We start from the raw sequence: 20778 nt of genomic DNA on the forward strand, positions 1-20778 counted from the left end.
AAAGGCCAAAGAAGTCAGAACAGCGAAAGGCACTGCCGTAGGCGAACAGACATAGGAAGCGCCGCACAGGCAAAAAATCAAGGAAAGACCAACGCCGTAGGCAAACAGCCATAAGAAGCGCCGCGCAGGCAAAAATCAAGAAAAGCCCACCGCCGTAGGCACACAGAACAATGCCGCCGCCAAAGGCAAAAAAACAACCAAAGACCAGCCCCGTAGGCGAACAAAAATGAGCGCCGCGCAGGCAAACAAAACAAACCACCACAGGCGCACAATGACCAATACCAGCGAAGAAAAAAAGCAAAACCCCCACGCGGAGCGTGCAAAAAAACCAAAAAATATTTCCAACCGGTTGTCATAACCGGCCCCCACCTTCGACAAACGTGCAAATCCAGATGGAGCACGCCATGCAAACCGCACTGACCCGCCGAGCCAACCTGCCCTTTACGCGAGTAATCGCGTTCACCATCGCGTTGGCCACGCTGGCCACCAGCGGCCTGGCAACAGCGGCCACCGCCATGTGCACGTCCCACAGCCCATCTCACCGCGTAGCGCTAGTGGAGCTCTACAGCAGCGAAGGCTGCAACAGCTGCCCTCCAGCCGACAGCTGGCTGAGTCAGTGGAAAAACAGCGGCGCCACCCAAAGCATCGTGCCATTGGCACTACACGTCGACTATTGGAACAGCCTGGGCTGGAGCGACCGCTTCTCCCAGCATCGTTTCACCGAACGTCAGCAAACCCTGGCCGGCGGCCACACAATCTACACGCCCGAAATCTTCATATCAGGCCGCGAGCTGCGCAGCTGGTCGCAGCACGACAGCTTCGCGAGCCGCGTCGGCAAACTCGTAGCCGAACCGGCACAAGCCAACGTCGCCCTGCAACTGAAGCCACAAGCGAAGGGCGCATTCGACGTCGACGCGCAATTCGCCGCCCAAACCTCCGCTTCGGCCAACACGCTAAACGCTTATGTCGCGGTTTATCAAAACGCGCTGACCTCGCAAGTGCGCGCCGGCGAAAACAGCGGCGCAACCCTGCATCACGAAAGAGTGGTGCGGCAATGGATCGGCCCCGTGCCGCTGATAGCCGGCAACGCGCAAATCCATCGCGGCATCCGTATCGACGACGCGGATGTCAACGCCGCCACATCGGCCGACAGCTTCGGCGTAGTCGCCTTCGTCGAAAACGCCGCGACCGGCGACGTACTGCAAGTGGCCGAACTGGCCGCCTGCCATTGATCGCACCAATCGCACCAATCGCGCCAATCGCGCCGCGCTCGCCGCGCCACTATTCACGGGAGATTCTCATGGCTACTCCTCACACGCTAAGCAAAACCGCGCCGCCCGCGGCGCCGCTCAGCAGCACGATTCATCCAGTGTGGGTGCGCGTCACGCATTGGCTCAACGCGCTGGCGGCCATCGTGATGATGCTGTCAGGCTGGCGCATCTACGACGCCTCGCCGGTCTTTCCAGGTTTCACCTTTCCGCCCGCGATCACCCTCGGCGGCTGGCTCGGCGGCGCGCTGCAATGGCACTTCGCGGCGATGTGGCTGCTGGTCTTCAACGGCCTTGTGTATCTCACGCTGAATCTGCTCAGCGGACGCTTCGTGCGCAAGTTCCTGCCGCTCTCGCCGCGCGCCGTGCTGCACGACTTCGTCGCGGCGCTCACCGGCAAGCTCTCGCACGCGGACCTGCGCGTCTACAACGCGGTGCAGAAATTCGCTTACCTGTTCGTCGTCTGCGATCTGATCGTGCTGGTGCTGTCGGGCCTCGCGATCTGGAAGTCGGTGCAGTTCCCGCTGCTGCGCGAGTTGATGGGCGGCTACGACAACGCGCGCATCGTGCACTTCTGCGCAATGTCGCTGATGGCGGCCTTCATCGTCGTGCACCTGACGATGGTGGCGCTCGTGCCGCGCTCGCTCCTCGCGATGTTGCGCGGACGGTGAGTCAAGCTTAAGGACATCGAATCATGAATCAACCCGCTAAAAAACTCGACCGCGAATCGATCCTGATCGACGCACGACGCGAACTCGCGATGCCGTCGCGGCGGCTGTTCGGCAAACGGCTTCTGACGCTCGGCGGTCTGTCGCTGCTGACCGGCTGCTCGCTGACCGACGACGAATCGGTCAACAAATTTCTGATGATGGTGTCGCGCCTGAACGACCGCGCGCAAGCCGCGCTGTTCGATCCGAAGCGGCTCGCGCCGACCTACACCGAGGCGCAGATCACGCGGCCGTTCCCGTTCAACGCGTATTACGGCATCGACGAAGTGCCCGAGGTCAATGCGTCCGACTACAAGCTCAAGGTGAGCGGCCTCGTGACCGGCCAGCGCGTCTGGACCTTGTCCGAGCTGTACGCGCTGCCGCACGCCGAGCAGATCACGCGGCATATCTGCGTGGAAGGCTGGAGCGCGATCGGCCGCTGGGGCGGCACGCCGTTCGCCGACTTTTTGCGGCGCATCGGCGCGGACACCAGCGCGAAGTACGTCGGCTTCAAATGCGCGGACGACTACTACGAAAGCATCGACATGCCGACCGCGCTGCATCCGCAGACGCTGCTCACGTTCTCCTACGACGGCGAGCGTCTGCCCGCGAAATACGGTTTTCCGATGAAGCTGCGTATGCCGACCAAGCTCGGCTACAAGAATCCGAAGCACATCGTCGAGATGTTCGTCACCAACACGTTTCCCGGCGGCTATTGGGTCGACCAGGGCTACAACTGGTTCGGAGGCTCCTGACGCGCGCGGGTCGGGCATGCGAAATGCGTGACCCCGAGCGGCAGAGGCTTCGGCAGCACGCCGGCCCAAGCCGGTTCAGATTCACCCACAACACCACGGAGTCATCCCATGAAAAAATTCGCAATCGCAGCAATCGCAGTCGCCTTCCTGACCAGCGGCGGCGCCGCGTTCGCGCAGGCAAGCGGCGCCATGTCCAACGACGCGATGTCGAAGGATTCGATGTCCAAAGACAGCATGTCCAAGGACCACATGAAGAAGGGCGCGATGAAGCATGACAAGATGAAAAAAGGCAGCGACGCGATGGGCACGAAGCACGAAGCGTCGGGCGCCATGGGCAACTGACGTATCGCGCGATGCCGTCCGCATGGATCGAGCGCGGCACGTCGCGCATGGCAGGTGGCGCGTGACCTGAAGCCGGGGAGACGTTCCCCCGGCTTTTTTGTTGCAAGTACACCAATAAGTTACGATTCTTTCGAGCGGCGCGGTGTGCGCTTACTGCATAATGCGGCGTCGCGCCAGACGTTTGGCGCGTGTCAGCCGTGGACCGATCCTTCTCGAGCGCCGCGGCGTTATGGCCCCTTTGGCCAACTATCGTCCTTCCGTTCCACCGACATGTCCGCCAGCCTCGCCCGTCAGACCGCATCGCCGATGCGGCGCCCGCCATCCCGTCACAGGGTCCTTAGCGGGGGCGCAGCGCCTCGAGCGGCATTGGCGGTTTGAACGCATGTCGCTGCAATCTCCCAACCGCTTTCCGCGTGGTTTCCCGATCCGTTTGCCGCAGTCCCACAACGGACAGATCGCGCTCGCGCTCGCCGTCGTCTATCTCGTGTGGGGCTCGACCTATCTCGCGGTGCACGTAGCGCTCGGTTCGTTTCCGCCCTTGTTGCTCTCCGGTTTGCGCAACCTGTTTGCCGGCATCGGGCTGTTCGTGTTTGCGGCGCGCCGCGCGCCGGTCTGGCCGAGCTTCGCTGAAATCCGCCATGCGGGCCTCGTCGGCACGATGCTGGTCGGCCTGTCGAGCGGCATGCTGGCTTTCGGGATGCGTACCGTCGGCACCGGCACGGCGGCGGTGATGGTCGCGACCGTGCCGTTGTTCGCGACGGTGATCGCGGCGGTGGCGGGGCGGCAGATCGCGAGAGGCGAGTGGTTCGCGGTCGGCCTCGGGCTCTTCGGGATCGCGATCCTGAGTCACGGCGACAACTCGCCGGGCTCGGCGGGCGGCAGCCTCGCGATTCTGTGCGGCGCACTCTTCTGGGCCGGCGGCGCACATCTGGCCGGACGTCTGAAGCTGCCGTCGGATCTGTTTCTATCGACGTCGTTGCAGATCGGCCTTGGCGGCGCGATGTCGACGATGGTCGCGTTGGCATCGGGCGAGCGGATGTTCGAGGTGCATTTTCTGCCGGTGCTGGCGTTCATCTACCTGATGCTGATCGGCACGATGGCCGCGTATGTCGCCTATGGTTTTCTGATCCGCCATACGAGTCCGATCATCGCCAGCAGCTGCATGTATGTGAATCCGGTGGTCGCGGTGGCGCTCGGCGCGCTGCTGCTCGGCGAGCCGGTCACGCATTCCACCGTGATCGCGACCATCGTGATTCTGGCGAGCGTGGGCCTGTCCTTCTGGTTCGATCGCCGGAAGAAGAGTCTCGCGTGACGCGCGCGGCGGCGCGCCGCATTTAAAGCGCCGCTGCCACTTCCGCGCCTTCGCGGATCGCGCGTTTCGCGTCCAGCTCGGTCGCGACCCTGGCGCCGCCGATCACGTGGTAGCGCGGGCACCTCAACTCAAAGCCTCACTCCTGGCTGCAAGGCGCAAATGATTCCATGCAGCCAGCGCGGCAAACCCCAATCCGGCAACACTCACTCCGATCCATCCAAAAGTCGGCCAGACAAAAGCGCCGACCCCCGACCCCAGGGCTCCGCCAATAAAATAGGCGACCATATAAACCGTATTCACCCGGCTGCGCGCGTCGGGCTTCAGCGCGTAAATTCTGGATTGGTTGGAAATCTGCGCCGCCTGCACACCGACATCCAGGACGATCACGCCAATCACGAGCCCCACCATGCTCTTCGCCGACAACGCAAATACGACGAACGAAATCGCCACCAGCACGATCGACAGCGTGATAATCGCCCGCGGCCCGCGTCGGTCGGAAAACTTGCCGGCCAGCGGCGCGGCCATCGCCCCGGCAGCGCCAACAATCCCGAATAGTCCCGCCGCCTGCGGCCCAAGATGAAACGGCGCGCCTGCCAGCAGCAACGCCAGCACTGACCAGAAAATACTGAACGCCGCGAACATCGCCGCGCCCGTCAGCGACGCTTCGCGCAATGCCCGATGCTCGGCCACCAGATGCCACATCGAGACAAGCAGCTTGCCGTACGCGAGAGTCGACGTCGGTTTGCTCTTCGGCAAGCGCAGGATGACCACCGCCGCCAGCACGATCAGCGCGACGACGGAAGCGCCGAATACCGCGCGCCAGCCGAAATACTCGGCGACGAGACCCGCCGCGGTCCGGGCCAGCAAAATCCCGAGCAACAGGCCGCTCATCACCGTGCCGACCGCATGCCCGCGTTGCGCCGGCGGCGCCAGCTCGGCTGCGAACGGCACGGCCTGCTGCGCGATGGTGGCGAGCACGCCGATCGCGAGGCTCGCCGCGATCAGCACCGGCAGCGTCGGCGCCGCAGCGGCCACCACCAGCGCGACGCACATGGCCGCGATCTGCAACAGGATCAGCAGGCGCCGATCGAAGCGGTCGCCGAGCGGCGCGAGCAACAGCATCCCGGCCGCGTAGCCGAGCTGTGTCGCGGCGGGCACCGCGCCAACCCACGACGCGCTGCCAGGAAACGACTGCCGGAAGTTATCGAGCAGCGGCTGGTTGTAGTAAATATTCGCCACCGCCACGCCGGCAATCGTCGCGAGCAGAAGCAATAGGCCGCGCAACGAGCGGTCGGCGGATGCGGAAGACGAGGTGGTGTCGGAAGTGGACATGAGAAGAGCCGTCGATGGACCGGCCCATGCGCGGTCCTCAAGCGTGCCGATCATACCGGAGCAGGGCGGATCATGCTGACGGTCGCAAAGGGCGCTTACGAGGTGCAAGCAACGCGCTGACGGCGCTGACCCGTCCACGGACAAAATGAGATGGCCGTTCGCTTGCCGTTCGTAGAATCGTCACGCGCTAAAGCACTGATCACGTGACGGACTTCATGACTATCGCAACGAACGCAACGAAAACAACGAACGCAACGAAAACAATGAAACGCGAACCGAGGGCGATCGGCGGCTGGCTTCTACTAGCCTTGCTCTGCCTCGCAGCATGGGCGCTCTCGACAGCGATCGCGCTGCGCGATCCGCTCAAGCTGATGCTCGAATGGGAGTTGCTCGCGGTGTTCGTGCGGCCCGGCACGCACGGCTGGTATCGGACGGTGATCGTGGCGGTCGGCTGCGACGTGATCATCGGCGCGTTTATCGTGGCCGGCGCGGGCTGGCTTTCGTTACTCGCGTGGCGCAAATCGGCGCGCTTTCCGGTTCAGGTTCAGGCTTGGCTGTGCTTGATCGTCGTCATGCGCACCGGCGCCTATCTGCTTGGCGACTACCTGAGTCAGGCGATCGCTATCGACATCGCGGTGCCGTTCGACGGCTTCATCCAGGCGGTTGTCGCGGCCGCGCTCGGGATACCGTATTTCAGGCTGTCCCGGCGCGTGCAAGATACCTTCGTGGCCAACTGACCTCGCAACTGAGCCGGCAACGGCGTCAGTCGATCAACTCGCCGTCAGGCTCATAGAACGGATACGGCCCGTCGGCCTCGTCGACATACGCGTGATGCGTGATGATTCCGGTTGCCGGATCGTAGCGGTGCAGCGCATACGCGGGCGGTTCCATCACGAATGCGGACGGCGCCTCTTCGCGCAGATCGAGCGCGACCTGATGCGCGGGCGCCGGCACCGCCGACGCAATCGTGCCGCCGAAGCGCACGAACATCGGCCGGTGCACATGTCCGCAGATCACCCGCTCGACATTCGGATAACGCGCGATCAACACAGCGAGTTTGTCCGACGCAGCCGGATCGAGCCGCAGCTCATCCATATGCCCGATCCCGCACGCGAACGGCGGATGATGCAACGCGACCACCGTCGGCTTGCCTTGCGCCGCATCGAGTTGCGCCGCGAGCCACGCGAGCCGCGCGTCGCAGAGATTGCCGACGCTCTGGCCCGGCACCATCGAATCGAGCGCGATCACGCGCAGCGGACCGACGTCGACCGCGTATTGCACGAACTCGCCGCCGCCTTGCAACTCCGCGCGGTTCGGGAACGCCGCGCGCAACGCGGTGCGCTCGTCGTGATTGCCGACCAGCAGGTAGTAGGGGATCTCGAGCGGCGCGAGCAGCGCCTTGAGGTGTTCGTACTGGTCCGGGCTGCCTTGATCGACCAGGTCGCCGGTCATGATCACCGCGTCGGGACGCGGCTCCAGCGCATTGAGCGCGGCGACGCAGCGCGCGAGGTAGGCGCCGGTGTCGACGCGCCGATAGGCCAGCGCGCCGGGCCGTTTGATATGCAAGTCGCTAATTTGAGCCAGCAGCATGGGGAGGTCCTTTTTTTGCGCGCAAAAAATGCGGCGCGGCTTTGTCACGATAGCGCAATCAGCGCGTCCGGCGCGATCGAAATGCCGACCGGCGTGCCGCGCGCCAGTTCGACGCGGCCTGCCACGTCGACCAGCAACGGGTCCGGCGCGGCGCCGCCGATCGTCAGCCGGGTGCGCTCGCCGAGAAACGCGGTGCTTTCTATGCTGCCGCGCAACTGGGCGCTCGCCGGGTCGGCGAGATAGGCGTCTTCGGGACGGAAGAAGAATTCATGCGCGGCACTTGCGTGCGCGCGGCTCGAGGGCAAAGGCACGGCGCCGCCCGCGGTGGTCAGCATGCCGTCGCGCTGTTCGCCCGCCAGCCGGTTGATCGTGCCGACGAACTGCGCAACCGTCCGGTTCGCGGGACGATAGTAGATCTCGCGCGGCGAGCCGATCTGTTCGATGCGCCCGGCGCTCATCACGACGATGCGGTCGCCCAGTTCCATCGCTTCGGCCTGATCGTGCGTGACGTAGACGGTCGTGATGCCGAGTTCGCGCAGCAGCGTATTCATCTCGCTGCGCAAGGTGTCGCGCAGGCGCGCGTCGAGGGCGGTCAGCGGCTCGTCGAGCAGCAGCACGCGCGGCTGCACAGCCAACGCGCGCGCCAATGCAACACGTTGACGCTGGCCGCCGGACAGCTGATCGATCGGTTTGTCGGCGTGGGCGGTGAGCCGCATCATCGCGAGCAATTCGTCGACGCGTTGCCGCGCGGTTTCAGCCGGTGCGCGTTTGATCTTCAGTCCGTAGCCGATGTTGCCGCGCACGGTCAGGTTCGGAAACAGCGCATAGCTCTGGAACACCATGCCGACCTGGCGTTTTTCGATCGGCAGCGCGGTGACGTCTTCGTCGCCGAACGCGATCCGGCCGCCGGTGTCGGGCGTCTCCAGGCCCGCGATCATGCGCAGCGTGGTGGTCTTGCCGCAACCGGATGGGCCGAGCAGCACCAGCGTTTCACCGGCGCCGATCTGCAGATCGAGCGGTTCGAGCACACGGGTGCCGCGAAACGTTTTCGCGCATTGTGTGAGCGTGATGGGAACGGAGGCGAGTTTCATGGCGTGGACGTCGGTAGTGGCTTCGAACGGGCGGCGTTGCCGCGTCGCTGCGGCGCGCTGCGCTGGCCGGTCGCATCGACGCCGAGCCATTGCATCGCGACGAGCAACGGCATCGTCATGATGAAAAACAGAATCGTGTACGCGCTGCCGATTTCGATACGCAGCGACGCGTAGGTGTCGGCGAGACCGACAGGCAGCGTCTTGGTGTCGGGCGTGTGCAGCATCCACGTCAGGTTGAATTCGCCGATGGAAAGCGTCAGCACCGCCAGCGCACCGGCGACGATGCCCGGCCGCGCATTCGGCAGCACGATCGTCACGAAGCGCTGCAGGAAGCTCGCGCCGAGACTTGCGGCACCTTCTTCGAGCGTGCGCAGATCGCTGCTCGCGCACACCGCCGCGACCGCGCGGACCATGAAGGGCAGCGTGAACACCACATGCCCCGCGACGATGAACGCGACGCTCATGCGGAACATCGTGAAGCCGCCGTAGACCACCAGCAGCGCGAGCGCGGAGGCGAGACCGGGCAGCGCGATCGGCAGCACCAGAAACTCTTCGACAATGCGCGACAGCCGCGTTTTGCTGCGAGCCAGCACGTAGCCCGCGGGCACGCCGGTCACGAGCGTAACGAGCAAGGTCGCCGCCGCCACTTCGAGCGACAGGAACACCGAGCCGTGATACTGCGTCCACACTTCGCTCAGCCAGCGCAGCGTGAGCCCGCTCGACACGCCCTTGAAGTAGTTGACCGTGAGCCCGGCCACGATCGACATCACGACCGGCACGATCAGAAACGCGCACAGCAGCAGCGTGACGAGCCATTGGCCGGCCGCCAGCAAGGTGCGCGAGCTCGGCAACCTGAGCCGCGAGCGCGGCTTCGCAGCCGGCCGGATTGGAGCAGTGATGGAATTCATCGAGGTCTTGTCATCCGGTTTGGAAACACCGCTCATGCGCTCGCCGCGACGGCCGAGCCGGTCACGCTGCGCGCGAACGCCAGCACGAGCCACGTGACGATGCCGAGCACGATGGAGAGGCCTGCCGCGGTGATCATGTTCGCGTTCAGCGTGAACTCGGTGTAGATGGTCATCGGCAGCACGTCGATGTCGGTGGCGAGCGTGAAGGCGGTGCCGAACGCGCCCATCGCGGTGGCGAAGCACACGGCGCCCGCCGCGATCAGACCCGGCGACAGCGCGGGCAGCACGATGTCGCGCGTGATCCGCCACGGCGACGCGCCGAGCGAGCGCGCGGCCTCTTCGAGCGAGGCGTCGAGCTTGGTTGCCGACGCCATCACCGTGACGATCACGCGCGGAATCGAGAAGTACAGGTAGCCGAGAAAGAGGCCGCTCATCGAATACGCGAACACCCAGCGGTCGCCCGTCAGCTTGAGCGACAGCGCACCGATCAAGCCCTGGCGTCCCGCCAGCATGATCACCATGAAACCGACCACGACGCCGGGAAACGCCAGCGGAAACGTCAGCAACGCGAGCAGCGTGCGCTTGAGCGCAAACTCGCGGCGCGCCAGCAGCAAGCCGGCGATCACCGAGAGCACCAGCGTCGCCGCCGTCACCGCCGTGGACAACACGACCGTCGCGCCGAGGCTCGACATGTAGCGCGGATTGGTCAGCATCGCGCGGTAGGTCGCGAACGCGTGGCCGTCGCCGCTCAACTGCGCGAGCGCGCCCATCGGCAGCAGCCAGAACGCGATGAAGACCACCAGCGCCGGCGCGATCAACGCGATGCGCCAGCGCAGCGGGAACGTGATGTCGTTCAATGCATCACCTGCAGATAACGCTCGCCGAAGCTCGACTGCTTCTCGGCCATCTTGCCGAAATCGACCGGCTTGGCGCGGGCGTAGTCGCTTGCCGGCAGGAATTTCGCGGCGGTTTCCGGGCTCATCGCATTGGCGCGCACCGGACGCAGATACGCTTCGGCCCACAGCTTCTGGCCTTCGTCGGAGAGCACGAAGTCGAGCACCTTCTTGCCGTTCGCATCGTGCGGCGCACCCTTTACGAGGCTCATCACATACGGCACCGAGATCGTGCCTTCCTTCGGAATCACGAACTCGACATTCGCGTGATCCTTGTACTTCGCGCGATAGGCGTCGAAGTCGTAGTCGAGCAGGATCGGGATTTCACCGGACATCACGCGCGCATAGGCTGTCTGCTTCGGCACGATCGGCGCGTTGGCCTTCAGCTTGCGGAACCAGTCGAGGCCCGGCTCGAAGTTGTCGAGCGTGCCGCCGAGCGCCTGATTCACCGCCACCGCGCCCGCATAGCCGACGAACGCGCTCGACGGATCGAGGTAGCCGATCATGCCTTTGTACTCAGGCTTCAGAAGGTCGGCCCACGAACGCGGCACCGGCTTGCCTTCGAGTGCGTCCTTGTTGACGAAAAAGCCCAGCGTGCCGGAGTGAATCGTGAACCAGTAGCCTTGCGGGTCCTTCAGGTTCGCGGGAATGTCGTCCCAGTGCGCCGGCTTGTACGGCTGGATCACGCCCTTGTCTTTCGCCTGGAAAGCCGACGACACGCCGAGATACACCACGTCGGCGACCGGGCTCTTCTGCTCGGCCATCAATTGCGCAATCGACTGGCCGGAGTTCTTGTTGTCGAACGGCACGCGGATGCCGGTCTTTTGCTGGATCGCCTTGATCTGGCTGGCCCAGTCGGCCCATTCGGGCGGGCAGTTGTAGCAGATCGCGGTTTCGTCGGCGTGGGCGAGTTGCGGCGCGAAGCTCGCAAGCGCGGCGCCGGCGATGGCGCACGCCGACAGTGCGGCGGCAGCGGTGCGATTGAGACGGCGCCAGAGCGGTTTGACGGGCGCGGCTAAGCGTGCTGAAGAGCGGATCACAGCGGGTCTCCTGATGAGGAAGCGAGCGGGTGGTTCGAGGCTTGACGGTTAATGCGGGTTGATGCAGCTTGATGCAGCTTGATGCAAACGGGGGCTATGCGAAGGGCCGCGCGGCCGGCTCGGTGGCGCGCGCCGGCGAGCCGGCGCTCAGGTTCGAGATCGCCGTGATAGTGGCGCCTTCGCGCAAGGTGTGCGGCAAGGTCAGCGCGAGCGAGGTTTCGCCGAGTGCTTCGTAGGTGCCGGTGACGCGGGCCAGCAGGCGCTGCCACGCCGCGCAGCCGATTTCGCGATTCGGCGCGCAGATGCTCGCGAGCGGCGGCGACAGCAGTTCGCCCATCGCGAGGCCGTCGAAACCGAGGATCGACATGTCATGCGGAATCTGCAGACGCGCGCGGCGCAGGCCGCGCATCACGACCATCGCCAGCAGATCGTTGCTGCAGAAGAGGGCGGTCGGCCGGTTCGGGCCGCTCGTCAGATGAGCGAGCACGGACGGCGACAGTTCGTCGGCGTTGAAATCGACCTCAAGCGCCGGCGCGGGCGTTAGGCCGGCCTGCTGCATGGCTTGCGCGTAGCCGAGATGGCGCTGGCGGGCGCGGTCGGAGGCGGCCAGCGTACCGGCCAGCATCAGGATGTGGCGATGGCCGTGCGCGATCAGCATGCGCACGCCGTCGAAGGCGGCGAGGCGATTGTCGACGCACACCGACGGACGCCGCACCGTGTCGTTATGCATCAGCACGTACAGCAGACCCGCGCGGTCGAGCTCGTCGAGCAGCGGATGGGTGTCCGCGTCGGCGACCGTCAGGATCATGCCTTCGACGCGGTGTTCGCGCAGCGTCTCGATGGCGTGGCGTTCGCGATCGGCGTCGTACTGGGTGGTCATCAGCATCAGCCGGTAGCCCTGTGCAGACGCGAGATCGTCGATGCCTTGCAGGCATTCGGCGAACACCGGGTTGGCGAGCGTCGGCAGCACCACGCCGACGAGGCGCGTGCGCTCGCTGCGCAATTGCCGGGCTAGCGGGCTGGGACGGAAGTTGAGCGCGTCGATCGACTGACGCACTTTGTCGAGCGTGACCGGGTTGACGGTGTGCGGCGCGTTGATCGCGCGCGAGACCGTGGCGATGGAAAAGCCCGCGTGTGCAGCCACGTCCTTGATTGTTGGAATCACTGTTTCCGCCCGAGATGTAAACGTTTTCGTCGGGGGGATTATCAGCAGGCTTTGTGACTGGCGGATGACGTTAGAATTGCGGCGTGCCGCGCGGGCCGGGGCTCGTCCGGCGCGAGGCCGCCCGGTTTGGTGCGCCTGCGGCACAATGGTAGAATCGCGTCCGCCCTTGCCGGGGTGATGAAATTGGTAAACATAGCGGACTTAAAATCCGCCGCTTCACGGCTTGCCGGTTCGAGTCCGGTCCCCGGCACCACGCCACCATCTGCATTACTCTCCCCGAAAGTCAAGCAATACAGACGCGATTCCGCGCAAAAACAAACGTCTCGACCATTGCGTCGAGCTTCGCCGGGGCGGCCATCAGCCGTTGTGTCAGCAAGTGTTCGAAGCGGTCGCCGAGCGTACGCTTTCTTCGCTCGTCACCCGGGCGGTTCAGCGCGAGCAGCAAGGATGGCACGAAGGTGGCGCGATGAAACGCCGCGTACTCGTTAGCCATTTGCGTGCGATTCTGATGTTGCTGGTATCGCTCCCAGATGTCGTCGGGCCGCGCGACGCACTCGCAATGCTCGACAACCAGGTTGCAAAACTGCCCACCGTTGTTCGCGAATGGCGCTAGCAGGTCGCGCACGGGGCGCGCAAACGTCGCCAGTACCATGTGCGCACGTTCGCCGGTCGTGATCGCGCCCTCCGCGGCCATCTGGGTCAGTACGTCGTTCGCGTGGTTCATGAGGGTCTCAAAGCCCGTATACCCGTCGTCGTCGGCTCCAGGCAGCACCACGACAAGCCGGCCTCCCGGCCTCAGCTCTCGGGCTCTCAGAGCGAGAAAGGTTTCCCAGTCTCGCGCGGCCTGCTCGCGAAACGCGGCATTCACGGCACCCTGCGTGCACGGCAGATAGATATGACCCGCAACTGGGACCGGCACACGGCTTAACCACATCGCGGCGTACGCGCTCCAGGCAAGGTGCACGCACGCCGGCGGCAGAACGCTGTCGTAAAACGACCGACCGATTGCGCATGGAAAGACGTGAGGATCGTCGCGAAGGTACCGGTCCGGATCGTTCTCCAGCAACTCGAAGAGCGCGCTGAAATCGTTGACTGGCAGATCTTCGTGATAGACGAGGATCGGCCGGGCCGGCCCAACCCGCGCGCGCACAGCGGTTATCGCAACACGCATCGGGGCGAGCGAGTTCCTGCCCTGTGACGATCCGTATTCGGCGATTACGACCGGCTGGTCGTCCGGTTCGAGCGGGACGTTCTCCACCGCCTGCCGCAGATGAGGCAGGGCGATCGCGGCACCCGCCGCCTGATGCGTCGAGTGACGATTGTAGGCCCCTTCGCCCTCCATGCCGCCCGACATGGTCTTCGGCTGATTCATAAAGATCTCGCGAAGAGCGCGGCAGCGGCGACCAGTGCCGGAAGCCCCGCCACGATGAAAGCCTGGTTCAGGCCGTAATGCAGGCGGAGCAATTCCGCCGCAGCCAGAGCGCCCACGATCGCACCAAACCGGCCAACACCCATCATCCACGCCACGCCGGTTGCCCGTGCCCTTGTGGGGTAGTAGTTTGCCGCCAACGCCGACATCGAAGCCTGGGCACCGTTCATCGTGGTACCCGCCGCGAAAATGAGACCCGTCAGCGAGGCCAGACCGGGCGCTCCGTATCCGATGGAAATGGTGAATATCCCGGAGGACAGGAAGCAGGAACCTACTATGACATAAGGATTGAAGCGATCCATCAGCCAGCCCGAGGCCAAGGCGCCGATTCCACCCCCTAGCGGGAAGAGCGCCGTAATGAGGGCTGAGTGCGAGATGCTAAGGCCCGAATCGTTGATCAAGATGGGCAGACAATTGGTCAGTAAATAGAACATGACCAGCCCCATGAAATAGGCCGTCCAAAGCACGAGAGTCCCGACGATGAAGCGCCTGGCCAACACGACTCTAACGGCCTCCGCCGAACCTGCTTTCAAGGTCCCCTCGCCAATGACGAACCGTTTCTCGTCGGTCAGCGTACCCGGTGCGATGCGGTTCAGTATCTCGTGAATCCGGTCGGCAGCAACTCCCTTGGTCACCATGTAACGGACTGATTCCGGAACCCGGCATACGAGCGCAATGCCGAGCGCGATGGGAAGTGCGCCACCAACAACGAGCACGCCGCGCCAGCCTGTCACGGGGATCAGGACTGCTGCCAGAAATCCGCCTCCAGCGGCTCCCAACGGGAATCCACAAAACATCGCGTTATTGACTTTGGCGCGATGGTGATCGGGGACAATCTCAGCCATGAGCGTTGCTGCGCTGGGCATCGCGGCGCCGATGCCAAGTCCCGTTATGAAGCGCAGAACGGTAAGCATGTCGAGGCTTCGCGAAGCGGCGCTCGCAAGAGACGACATGCCCAGAAAAAAGACCGCCCCAACCAGCACGGTCTTTCGACCGAATTTGTCGGCCATGGGGCCCGAACTCATCGCGCCCAATGCGAGCCCCAGGAGCCCCGCGCCAAGAACAGGACCGAGCGAAGACTTTGCAATATGCCACTCTAAAGAGAGGGCAGGCGCAATATAGCCGATTGCTGCCGTATCGAAACCGTCGATAGCGATGACCAGGAAGCAAAGAGTCAGTATCAACCGTTGGTAGCGGGCGAAGCCATGGCTATTTATGAAATCCTGAACATCGACAGCCGAAACGGAGTTCATCTTTGTCATCTCCCTATCCTGTTCGCCCATTGGCCACTCTTCGTCACCGTACGTCACTCTTCGTGCAAGACATGGCTTACGTTGCGTGCATCGTTAAATGGCGGGTCAAAGTGGCTGGTCAACGCGCGCGAGAAGCGATCGCTCCAGCTGCGTGAAGCATCGTTTTGCGAGCAAGCTCCGAAGGCCTCTTGTCGTTCGAAGACCGTCGAAGACTCGCGCGTTTCGCGAAGCGTTCGTGCGGGTTCTGCCGGAATAATATTTGAACGTTTCGACGTACACCTCCATCACCTGATGGAGGTCGGTGCAATGTTGCCGGCCCCGGCTTCCTCGCTGCACGGAAAGGGATTCCGCACCCTGTCTATGCGGTGCACAGCTTTGGCGCTTCGCCGCCGAAGTCTGGGCCACCCTGGTCGGAAGCACACCTGGATGTCGTAGCGATCGATTGACTTCGCGGAGCAATCAAGTATCGACTGACACAACCGTCATTTGCTCGATCAGCCGCACAAGATCGGATTGACGTCGCGCCTCCGTCTTTTCAAATATGTGATGCAGATGTGTCCGGACGGTCGACGGCTTAACGTCAAGCAATTCGGCAACTGCATTCAGACTCGCGCCCTTATGAATTTCGCACGCTACCCGAGCCTCGACGCGGGTCAAGTTATAGAGGGTTCGCAGCTGCCGTTCCGGACTATCGGGCACGCGTTCCGGGTCGACGACAAGGATCATCGCAACAGCCTTTTGAGGCACGATCCTCGCCCAGCCGGCGCCGGCGCGCAAAGGAGAAACCAGCACCCGATATGGACGCGTTGCGGACGGGCGGCTAAGCGCGAGTGCGCCGCCCGTCGGCGGCTTTGTGCCCGCCCCGGCGGCCTGAGCCACCAGCAGGCGAAGCCTGTTCGTCAGCGTCGTGGTCATTGCGAACAATCCTGCCGGCCCTGTCCCAATTCCGTCCGCAGACGTCAAGATCTGTTCCGCGACGCGGTTGGCGAACATCACGCGGCAGGTGGCCTCGACAATCAACACACCATGGTTCAAAGCGTCGAGTGCCGCACACGCCACATGCTGTCCGCCGCTCATTCCGCATAACCGCAGGTTCATCGTCAATGCGCGCTGAAAATGTGGCAACACGCCCGCGAGCAAGTCGAACTGCTCGCGCTCAAAGCTTCCATCACGCTGTCGCCGCGTTGCCACCAGCACGGCGACATTGCCACCGTCGAGGCCAAGGTTCGCGCCGATAGCGGTGTGCATACCCTGTGGGCGCGCCCAGTCCTGGAAGAAGTCGCTGTACTCCAGCACCGTTCTGGGGCCCATCATCGCGTCGGATAAAATCGTGCCAGACGACCACATCCGCGCCAAAGCGAATGGGTCCGACCGGACGTAGTGCTCTTCGTACGCCTGCACAAACGCGGGTTCGGCGCCTGCCCAGGCGATCGACCCTAACCGCTGCCTTGCGTCTCCCGCCCACAGATGCGCGTGCATGGCGCCCAGCAAGGCGGCAACCTGTTCGAGTGCGCGCGGCCACCGATCCGGTTCTACCGCCGCGTCATATACAGCAGCGATAAGCTTCGAAAGCGCGTTCTCGGACGACATCGTGGCTTCCTCCCGCCGATCAGATCGCGTCACCCATTCCGTGTCTGCCAAACCAGTGGCATTCGCGATGAAAGTAAGCGCGCGCTCCGGGATGTGCATGACCGGCAAATCCCCGTCAAATGATGGAGCCCTGCCAATCGGTACTATAGTTCGGCGACAGCGTGCGAAGGACATGATGCCGGCACGCCGTTGACCGCCCGAAAGCGCGGATGAGCGATCCCGCCTCCTTGATGCGAGCTGTTCCGCTCGCAGTGGTCTCCGATAACCGTGAGATCGAAGCTCCCCGAACGCTCGCCAGTCGAACCCGACACACTTCGATTTTTCCCGTCAATCTCCCGTTTGTCGCCTCAACATTCCCGAACAATTGCCGTTAACAGGCGAGCAGGGGTTCGCTTCACCAGTTGGAGTTGGCGATTTTGCCGGCTCGTTGCTATCGATATGAGAGGTTGGCAAAACATATGAAACCGTCTTTTGCCCAGAAGCTCGCCATGATCGCACTCGTCGCGATGGGGGGCGTGCAGAGTGCGGATGCGCAGACTTTGCCGGACAGCGGCGCGAGCGCTGCCGTCGTTGCCCAGCCGGGCACGGCAACGGCACTGCCGGCCACGACGCAAGAACAGCAGGGACAGGCCGGTGTGCTGACAGCCGACGAGGCGAAGCAATCCGCCGCCGGCAACGTCGCCGAGCTGCAACAGATGATCCGCGGTTCGGACACGAGCGAGCTGCGCACGACGTACAACGGCAACTACGGCGCGAGCTTGCTGTTCTACGGCAAGGAAATGACCTACTACGTCGCGCTGTTCCAGCAGAAGAACTTCTGGCGCGTTATCAAAACGCAGGACGAAACGCGCGCCGACCTGATCTATAAGGACTTCGTGCGCCGGACCGTGCAGTTGTCCGATGTCGAAATCCGCCGCACGCGGCTCGAGGCGCAAAAGGCGTTCACCGAGCGGAGGATTGCGCTGTCGCAGGATCGTGCGAACCGCCTGCAGGCTGACCTCGATGTAGCGCGTCAGCAGCAGAGCATCGTCAACAGCCAGCAGCAACAGACGCGTGCCGAAGCCGCCTCGCTTGCGCAACAGAAGGCCGCCGCGCAGGACCAGTTGCGGGCCGCGCAGCGGCAGGTCCGCGAACTTCAGAGTCAGTTGGAAAGCGGCTTGGCGGGCTTACGCTGATTTTCAGCCGGCCCCTGCAGGAACACGACCCCGTCCGGTTCGCCGCGCGGGGTCGCATTCGCTTACCGATGCGACACGTTGCGCGAGCCGGTCCGCTTTGAGCCCGGCACGGTACGCCGGCACGAATGGCGCGGGATTCATGCGTCGGCACCTCGCCGGCGGGGCGCGGTCAGATTGACCCACTCGTAAGCGTCATGTCCAAGCCTGCCCACTTCGCGCCATACGGCGAAGGGAATCTCCTGGCGGGCCGCGTGCCGATCAACAAGACCCTGGCATACGTTTGTCATCTGTCGAAGCAGCACAATCGCATGCGCTTCAGGTCTCTCTCCATGCTGGTCGAGCGCCGTTTTTGCCTCTTGAGCCCGTTGAGCCATTGTCCGCCATTGAGAATCCCGGATTTCCTGAGCGTAAGTGCCGCGCTGCGCGAGTGCGCTCGAAACAATGTAGAGGTTTTTGAGCGCAGTGACGACGCCTGGTGGCGGCACGACGCAACCGTCGCTGCAGTCCGGTTGCAGGTGCGTCATCAGCATGCCCTCGACAGGTCCGCCAGAGGCGCGACCGCGGAACCTGTTCTCGACGAAGTCATGCGACCCGGTGAGGAACGGGCGGAACGGGAGACGTTAGCCAGACGGTGTAAATCTGGCCTCGGTAGCGGTGCTTGCAAGATGCCGGTCGGGGTGGCGCACATGCGGGCATGACGAGTGTGGTGAGTTGGCTATTCGCCGAATTGTTCAGTTCGTTTTTTGCCTTTCGTACAGGCAGGGCTACCGATATGGAAGCTATAGCCGGGTTACCTTAATGCTTGCGGCCGAAGCACGCCAGGGCGGCATCGGCGGGCGACAGGCCGGCGTCGAAATAGCCCCGAAGACGCCCTACGGTCACAGGGTCGGGATAATACGGCGGGCGGATAAATTCCGCTTCGACGGCTTCGGAGTACCAGGCGCGCATCCACTGGTCCAGGCCCTGTTCGTATATCAGCGATACGTATTTCGACTCGTTAAACATGTTGATTTCCGAAAGCTCAATAGACGCGTTCGCCGTAAATAATCGCGCGGACACTGCAGGCAATCAGCCGACGCGACGACGGCTGACGGCGCGCAAGGTTGTCTGCGAATTTCTGACCTGTGACACCAGCAGCAATTGACGCAGCAGCATTGACGCAGCTGCGGCAGGCGTGTTCAGGGAATCAATGCGTTGTCGTGACGATGACCGGTTTCAAAGAAAACGATCCTTGCTTGCCGTCGTGACGGGCACTCAAAAGCTTTGCGGCGCTCGTCACTGCGGTACCAGGACACTACATTCCGCGACGGGGGTGCCGAGCAGGTCGAGCAGCGCGCAGAGTCGTTGTCGATCCTGCGCCGACAGGCCGGGACGTCCTAGCAGGCCCTCGATCTGCGATATCCAGTAGTCACGACGGATCAGTCGCGGGCGACGAACCAGCGCGTTCAGCGCCTTCTCCAGTTGCCCGATCTCGGTCTTTACTGTGTTCATGTCCGTCTCCTTCCGTGATCCTCTAAAGCTGGAATGTCGCATCGGCTGTCGTCGTTCCGGAGCCGACACCTCGTTCGGAATACATATGGCAGTTCACATCACCCGGTGCGACGTTGGCGGCGCTCGGGCATCGGTTGTGATGCAACACGCGCTACAAGTAGTTGAGCCATATCACCGTCAGGACGTAGGCGAGGACGCAAAGCCAACGCAGAATGAGACTACGGGGTGTCGACATGGTCTATCCGCGGGCTCATTTCGCGCTTTCAGACCGGCTCGGCAGCCGTCCACCGCGTCCAGCCGCTTTGTCCACCCGCGTCGGCGACGCGCAAGGCACGGGAGCCGTCAGCGAACGTCAGGCATTCAACGCGAAGCCGCCAGTCTGCGGCAGTATCGTCTGCGTGGACATCGCCGCCTTGATGCCTGAAATGCAGCTTGCCTTCCTGCAAGAGGTCCAGCGGCGACTGGTCTCCTGGGCACGCACGTTTACGGTCCCATCGGTTCAGGAGCGTCGCGGCAATTTCGGCGTCGAACATGTTGGACTTTCCTCTGCGGGCTGATAACGATGTCAGCCCAGAAGCATCTGGAATCGTGCCTCCCGGGCCGCCTTAAAACCCGCCATCACGATTGAATACCGACGCTCTGCTGGTTCGATGCACCTGACGCAACAACCATGCGTCGAATCCCGTGGTCGCGGTCAGACAGGCAAGCCCTTGGAGTAATGGCAGCCACAGTTTTGGGGCAAACGTTTGCTTTTTCATGTCCGACCCGCCGTCACGGCATGGATGAAGTCAGCATGTATTACGGCGTGCCTTTTGCATATTTTGATTGGTGTAAACCCTATATTGGCCAACCGCCTGCATAGGAGCCGGGCGGTGCAATAATTTGCTCTGCGCAGGTTTTGGAACCCCACGCGCCACGCGCAACCAGACCACTATGAAGCCATTGAAATACCTAACCGGCTACCCGGCATCGCTACAGGAAAAAGTCCAGAAGCTGGTCGCCGGCCAGCAGCTCGGCGCGTACCTGGCCGAGCGATATCCGAACGGACACGAAGTGCAGACCGATCGCGCACTCTATGACTACTGCGCGGAGTTGAAGCGCGAACACCTGCGCAGTGCAGCCGCAATCGACAAAGTGATCTACGACAGCAAGCTCGATGTCGTGCGTCACGCACTGGGCCTTCACACCAGCATCTCCCGCGTGCAGGGCGGCAAACTCAAAGCAAAAAAGGAAATCCGCATCGCCTCGCTATTCAAGGAGACGGCGCCGGAATTCCTGAAAATGATCGTCGTGCACGAACTCGCCCACCTGAAAGAAAGCGACCACAACAAGGCGTTCTACCGTCTCTGCGAGTTCATGCAACCTGGCTACCACCAGTTCGAATTCGACCTGCGCCTTTACCTGACGCACCGGGATCTCACGAGAAACCCGACCTGA

23 protein-coding genes and 1 tRNA gene are annotated in these 20778 nt (G+C 63.2%); 9 read left to right on the top strand and 15 right to left on the bottom strand.

The genetic code is table 11. The features are described 5' to 3' along the window. Positions 1 to 310: hypothetical protein (locus tag AC3WLT_RS29425; RefSeq protein ID WP_492595168.1), on the bottom strand; the 310-nt coding region annotated here is incomplete at its 3' end. A 94-nt stretch (positions 311 to 404) separates the two neighbouring features. Here AC3WLT_RS29425 and AC3WLT_RS29430 point away from each other — a divergent pair. The 5 genes from AC3WLT_RS29430 (at position 405) to AC3WLT_RS29450 (ending at position 4384) form a co-directional block, all read left to right on the top strand. Next, complete coding sequence (locus tag AC3WLT_RS29430) at positions 405 to 1232, top strand: DUF1223 domain-containing protein (RefSeq protein ID WP_492595169.1); 828 nt, start codon at positions 405 to 407, stop codon at positions 1230 to 1232. A 68-nt stretch (positions 1233 to 1300) separates the two neighbouring features. Further along, entirely contained in the window at positions 1301 to 1939 is a 639-nt protein-coding gene (locus AC3WLT_RS29435) for a cytochrome b/b6 domain-containing protein (protein ID WP_492595170.1), read from the top strand. A 23-nt stretch (positions 1940 to 1962) separates the two neighbouring features. After that, positions 1963 to 2730 carry a molybdopterin-dependent oxidoreductase gene (locus tag AC3WLT_RS29440; RefSeq protein ID WP_492595171.1) on the top strand — a complete coding sequence of 256 codons (768 nt, stop codon included), beginning with the start codon at positions 1963 to 1965 and terminating at the stop codon, positions 2728 to 2730. 108 nt (positions 2731 to 2838) lie between these two features. After that, on the top strand, positions 2839 to 3072 hold the full coding sequence (locus AC3WLT_RS29445; protein ID WP_492595172.1) for a pentapeptide MXKDX repeat protein: 234 nt from the start codon (positions 2839 to 2841) through the stop codon (positions 3070 to 3072). A 382-nt stretch (positions 3073 to 3454) separates the two neighbouring features. Beyond that, positions 3455 to 4384, top strand: a complete 930-nt coding sequence (locus AC3WLT_RS29450) for an EamA family transporter (protein ID WP_492595173.1) — start codon at positions 3455 to 3457, stop codon at positions 4382 to 4384. A gap of 123 nt (positions 4385 to 4507) precedes the next feature. On the opposite strand, the gene AC3WLT_RS29455 is transcribed toward AC3WLT_RS29450, so the two are convergent. Continuing rightward, a complete protein-coding gene (locus AC3WLT_RS29455) occupies positions 4508 to 5716 on the bottom strand; it encodes an MFS transporter (RefSeq protein ID WP_492595174.1) in 1209 nt (402 codons plus the stop codon). A 263-nt stretch (positions 5717 to 5979) separates the two neighbouring features. On the opposite strand from AC3WLT_RS29455, the gene AC3WLT_RS29460 reads away from it, so the two are divergent. Beyond that, positions 5980 to 6453, top strand: a complete 474-nt coding sequence (locus tag AC3WLT_RS29460) for a DUF2569 domain-containing protein (RefSeq protein ID WP_492595175.1) — start codon at positions 5980 to 5982, stop codon at positions 6451 to 6453. A gap of 25 nt (positions 6454 to 6478) precedes the next feature. On the opposite strand, the gene AC3WLT_RS29465 is transcribed toward AC3WLT_RS29460, so the two are convergent. The 6 genes from AC3WLT_RS29465 to AC3WLT_RS29490 form a co-directional block, all read right to left on the bottom strand. Further along, positions 6479 to 7306 carry a phosphodiesterase gene (locus AC3WLT_RS29465; protein WP_492595176.1) on the bottom strand — a complete coding sequence of 276 codons (828 nt, stop codon included), beginning with the start codon at positions 7304 to 7306 and terminating at the stop codon, positions 6479 to 6481. Between the two features lie 44 nt (positions 7307 to 7350). Next, on the bottom strand, positions 7351 to 8397 hold the full coding sequence (locus tag AC3WLT_RS29470; protein ID WP_492595177.1) for an ABC transporter ATP-binding protein: 1047 nt from the start codon (positions 8395 to 8397) through the stop codon (positions 7351 to 7353). Further along, the gene (locus AC3WLT_RS29475; protein ID WP_492595178.1) at positions 8394 to 9305 is read right to left on the bottom strand and encodes an ABC transporter permease; all 912 of its coding nucleotides are present in this window, start codon (positions 9303 to 9305) and stop codon (positions 8394 to 8396) included. Before AC3WLT_RS29475 ends, AC3WLT_RS29470 begins: the two co-directional genes overlap by 4 nt. A 32-nt stretch (positions 9306 to 9337) precedes the next feature. Further along, positions 9338 to 10162 carry an ABC transporter permease gene (locus AC3WLT_RS29480; protein ID WP_492595179.1) on the bottom strand — a complete coding sequence of 275 codons (825 nt, stop codon included), beginning with the start codon at positions 10160 to 10162 and terminating at the stop codon, positions 9338 to 9340. Further along, complete coding sequence (locus AC3WLT_RS29485) at positions 10159 to 11238, bottom strand: ABC transporter substrate-binding protein (protein WP_492595180.1); 1080 nt, start codon at positions 11236 to 11238, stop codon at positions 10159 to 10161. The genes AC3WLT_RS29480 and AC3WLT_RS29485 overlap by 4 nt, the downstream gene beginning before the upstream one ends. Before the next feature lie 94 nt (positions 11239 to 11332). Further along, the gene (locus tag AC3WLT_RS29490; protein WP_492595181.1) at positions 11333 to 12403 is read right to left on the bottom strand and encodes a LacI family DNA-binding transcriptional regulator; all 1071 of its coding nucleotides are present in this window, start codon (positions 12401 to 12403) and stop codon (positions 11333 to 11335) included. 168 nt (positions 12404 to 12571) lie between these two features. On the opposite strand from AC3WLT_RS29490, the gene AC3WLT_RS29495 reads away from it, so the two are divergent. Continuing rightward, a tRNA-Leu gene (locus AC3WLT_RS29495) sits at positions 12572 to 12656 on the top strand. Positions 12657 to 12686: 30 nt separating this feature from the next. On the opposite strand, the gene AC3WLT_RS29500 is transcribed toward AC3WLT_RS29495, so the two are convergent. The 3 genes from AC3WLT_RS29500 to AC3WLT_RS29510 all read right to left on the bottom strand — a co-directional run bounded on the left by AC3WLT_RS29500 (position 12687) and on the right by AC3WLT_RS29510 (position 16774). Then, a complete protein-coding gene (locus AC3WLT_RS29500) occupies positions 12687 to 13775 on the bottom strand; it encodes a class I SAM-dependent methyltransferase (protein ID WP_492595182.1) in 1089 nt (362 codons plus the stop codon). Continuing rightward, entirely contained in the window at positions 13772 to 15094 is a 1323-nt protein-coding gene (locus AC3WLT_RS29505) for an MFS transporter (RefSeq protein WP_492595183.1), read from the bottom strand. The genes AC3WLT_RS29500 and AC3WLT_RS29505 overlap by 4 nt, the downstream gene beginning before the upstream one ends. 450 nt (positions 15095 to 15544) lie before the next feature. Next, a complete protein-coding gene (locus AC3WLT_RS29510; protein ID WP_492595184.1) occupies positions 15545 to 16774 on the bottom strand; it encodes a helix-turn-helix transcriptional regulator in 1230 nt (409 codons plus the stop codon). Between the two features lie 407 nt (positions 16775 to 17181). On the opposite strand from AC3WLT_RS29510, the gene AC3WLT_RS29515 reads away from it, so the two are divergent. Further along, positions 17182 to 17850 carry a DUF2968 domain-containing protein gene (locus AC3WLT_RS29515; protein ID WP_492595220.1) on the top strand — a complete coding sequence of 223 codons (669 nt, stop codon included), beginning with the start codon at positions 17182 to 17184 and terminating at the stop codon, positions 17848 to 17850. A 137-nt stretch (positions 17851 to 17987) separates the two neighbouring features. Here the strand turns inward: AC3WLT_RS29515 and AC3WLT_RS29520 are convergent, their stop codons facing one another. The 4 genes from AC3WLT_RS29520 to AC3WLT_RS29535 all read right to left on the bottom strand — a co-directional run bounded on the left by AC3WLT_RS29520 (position 17988) and on the right by AC3WLT_RS29535 (position 19874). Continuing rightward, positions 17988 to 18380 carry a hypothetical protein gene (locus tag AC3WLT_RS29520; protein ID WP_492595185.1) on the bottom strand — a complete coding sequence of 131 codons (393 nt, stop codon included), beginning with the start codon at positions 18378 to 18380 and terminating at the stop codon, positions 17988 to 17990. Positions 18381 to 18645: 265 nt separating this feature from the next. Further along, positions 18646 to 18855, bottom strand: coding sequence for a hypothetical protein (locus tag AC3WLT_RS29525; protein WP_492595186.1), 210 nt, complete (start codon positions 18853 to 18855; stop codon positions 18646 to 18648). Positions 18856 to 19125: 270 nt separating this feature from the next. Further along, on the bottom strand, positions 19126 to 19341 hold the full coding sequence (locus tag AC3WLT_RS29530; RefSeq protein ID WP_492595187.1) for a hypothetical protein: 216 nt from the start codon (positions 19339 to 19341) through the stop codon (positions 19126 to 19128). A gap of 263 nt (positions 19342 to 19604) precedes the next feature. After that, positions 19605 to 19874, bottom strand: a complete 270-nt coding sequence (locus AC3WLT_RS29535) for a hypothetical protein (protein WP_492595188.1) — start codon at positions 19872 to 19874, stop codon at positions 19605 to 19607. A gap of 400 nt (positions 19875 to 20274) precedes the next feature. On the opposite strand from AC3WLT_RS29535, the gene AC3WLT_RS29540 reads away from it, so the two are divergent. Then, positions 20275 to 20778: a M48 metallopeptidase family protein gene (locus AC3WLT_RS29540; protein WP_492595189.1), complete on the top strand. Its 504-nt coding sequence runs from the start codon at positions 20275 to 20277 to the stop codon at positions 20776 to 20778.

The sequence above is a fragment of the Paraburkholderia sp. FW306-2-2C-D06C genome, from assembly GCF_058781505.1.

Bases quoted from the DNA above. Each gene is read 5' to 3' on its own strand.
- AC3WLT_RS29430 (WP_492595169.1), top strand. From the start codon at position 405: ATGCAAACCGCACTGACCCGCCGAGCCAACCTGCCCTTTACGCGAGTA.
- AC3WLT_RS29435 (WP_492595170.1), top strand. From the start codon at position 1,301: ATGGCTACTCCTCACACGCTAAGCAAAACCGCGCCGCCCGCGGCGCCG.
- AC3WLT_RS29440 (WP_492595171.1), top strand. From the start codon at position 1,963: ATGAATCAACCCGCTAAAAAACTCGACCGCGAATCGATCCTGATCGAC.
- AC3WLT_RS29445 (WP_492595172.1), top strand. From the start codon at position 2,839: ATGAAAAAATTCGCAATCGCAGCAATCGCAGTCGCCTTCCTGACCAGC.
- AC3WLT_RS29450 (WP_492595173.1), top strand. From the start codon at position 3,455: ATGTCGCTGCAATCTCCCAACCGCTTTCCGCGTGGTTTCCCGATCCGT.
- AC3WLT_RS29455 (WP_492595174.1), bottom strand. From the start codon at position 5,716: ATGTCCACTTCCGACACCACCTCGTCTTCCGCATCCGCCGACCGCTCG.
- AC3WLT_RS29460 (WP_492595175.1), top strand. From the start codon at position 5,980: ATGAAACGCGAACCGAGGGCGATCGGCGGCTGGCTTCTACTAGCCTTG.
- AC3WLT_RS29465 (WP_492595176.1), bottom strand. From the start codon at position 7,306: ATGCTGCTGGCTCAAATTAGCGACTTGCATATCAAACGGCCCGGCGCG.
- AC3WLT_RS29470 (WP_492595177.1), bottom strand. From the start codon at position 8,397: ATGAAACTCGCCTCCGTTCCCATCACGCTCACACAATGCGCGAAAACG.
- AC3WLT_RS29475 (WP_492595178.1), bottom strand. From the start codon at position 9,305: ATGAATTCCATCACTGCTCCAATCCGGCCGGCTGCGAAGCCGCGCTCG.
- AC3WLT_RS29500 (WP_492595182.1), bottom strand. From the start codon at position 13,775: ATGAATCAGCCGAAGACCATGTCGGGCGGCATGGAGGGCGAAGGGGCC.
- AC3WLT_RS29505 (WP_492595183.1), bottom strand. From the start codon at position 15,094: ATGACAAAGATGAACTCCGTTTCGGCTGTCGATGTTCAGGATTTCATA.
- AC3WLT_RS29510 (WP_492595184.1), bottom strand. From the start codon at position 16,774: ATGCACATCCCGGAGCGCGCGCTTACTTTCATCGCGAATGCCACTGGT.
- AC3WLT_RS29515 (WP_492595220.1), top strand. From the start codon at position 17,182: ATGGGGGGCGTGCAGAGTGCGGATGCGCAGACTTTGCCGGACAGCGGC.
- AC3WLT_RS29520 (WP_492595185.1), bottom strand. From the start codon at position 18,380: ATGCTGATGACGCACCTGCAACCGGACTGCAGCGACGGTTGCGTCGTG.
- AC3WLT_RS29525 (WP_492595186.1), bottom strand. From the start codon at position 18,855: ATGTTTAACGAGTCGAAATACGTATCGCTGATATACGAACAGGGCCTG.
- AC3WLT_RS29530 (WP_492595187.1), bottom strand. From the start codon at position 19,341: ATGAACACAGTAAAGACCGAGATCGGGCAACTGGAGAAGGCGCTGAAC.
- AC3WLT_RS29535 (WP_492595188.1), bottom strand. From the start codon at position 19,874: ATGTTCGACGCCGAAATTGCCGCGACGCTCCTGAACCGATGGGACCGT.
- AC3WLT_RS29540 (WP_492595189.1), top strand. From the start codon at position 20,275: ATGAAGCCATTGAAATACCTAACCGGCTACCCGGCATCGCTACAGGAA.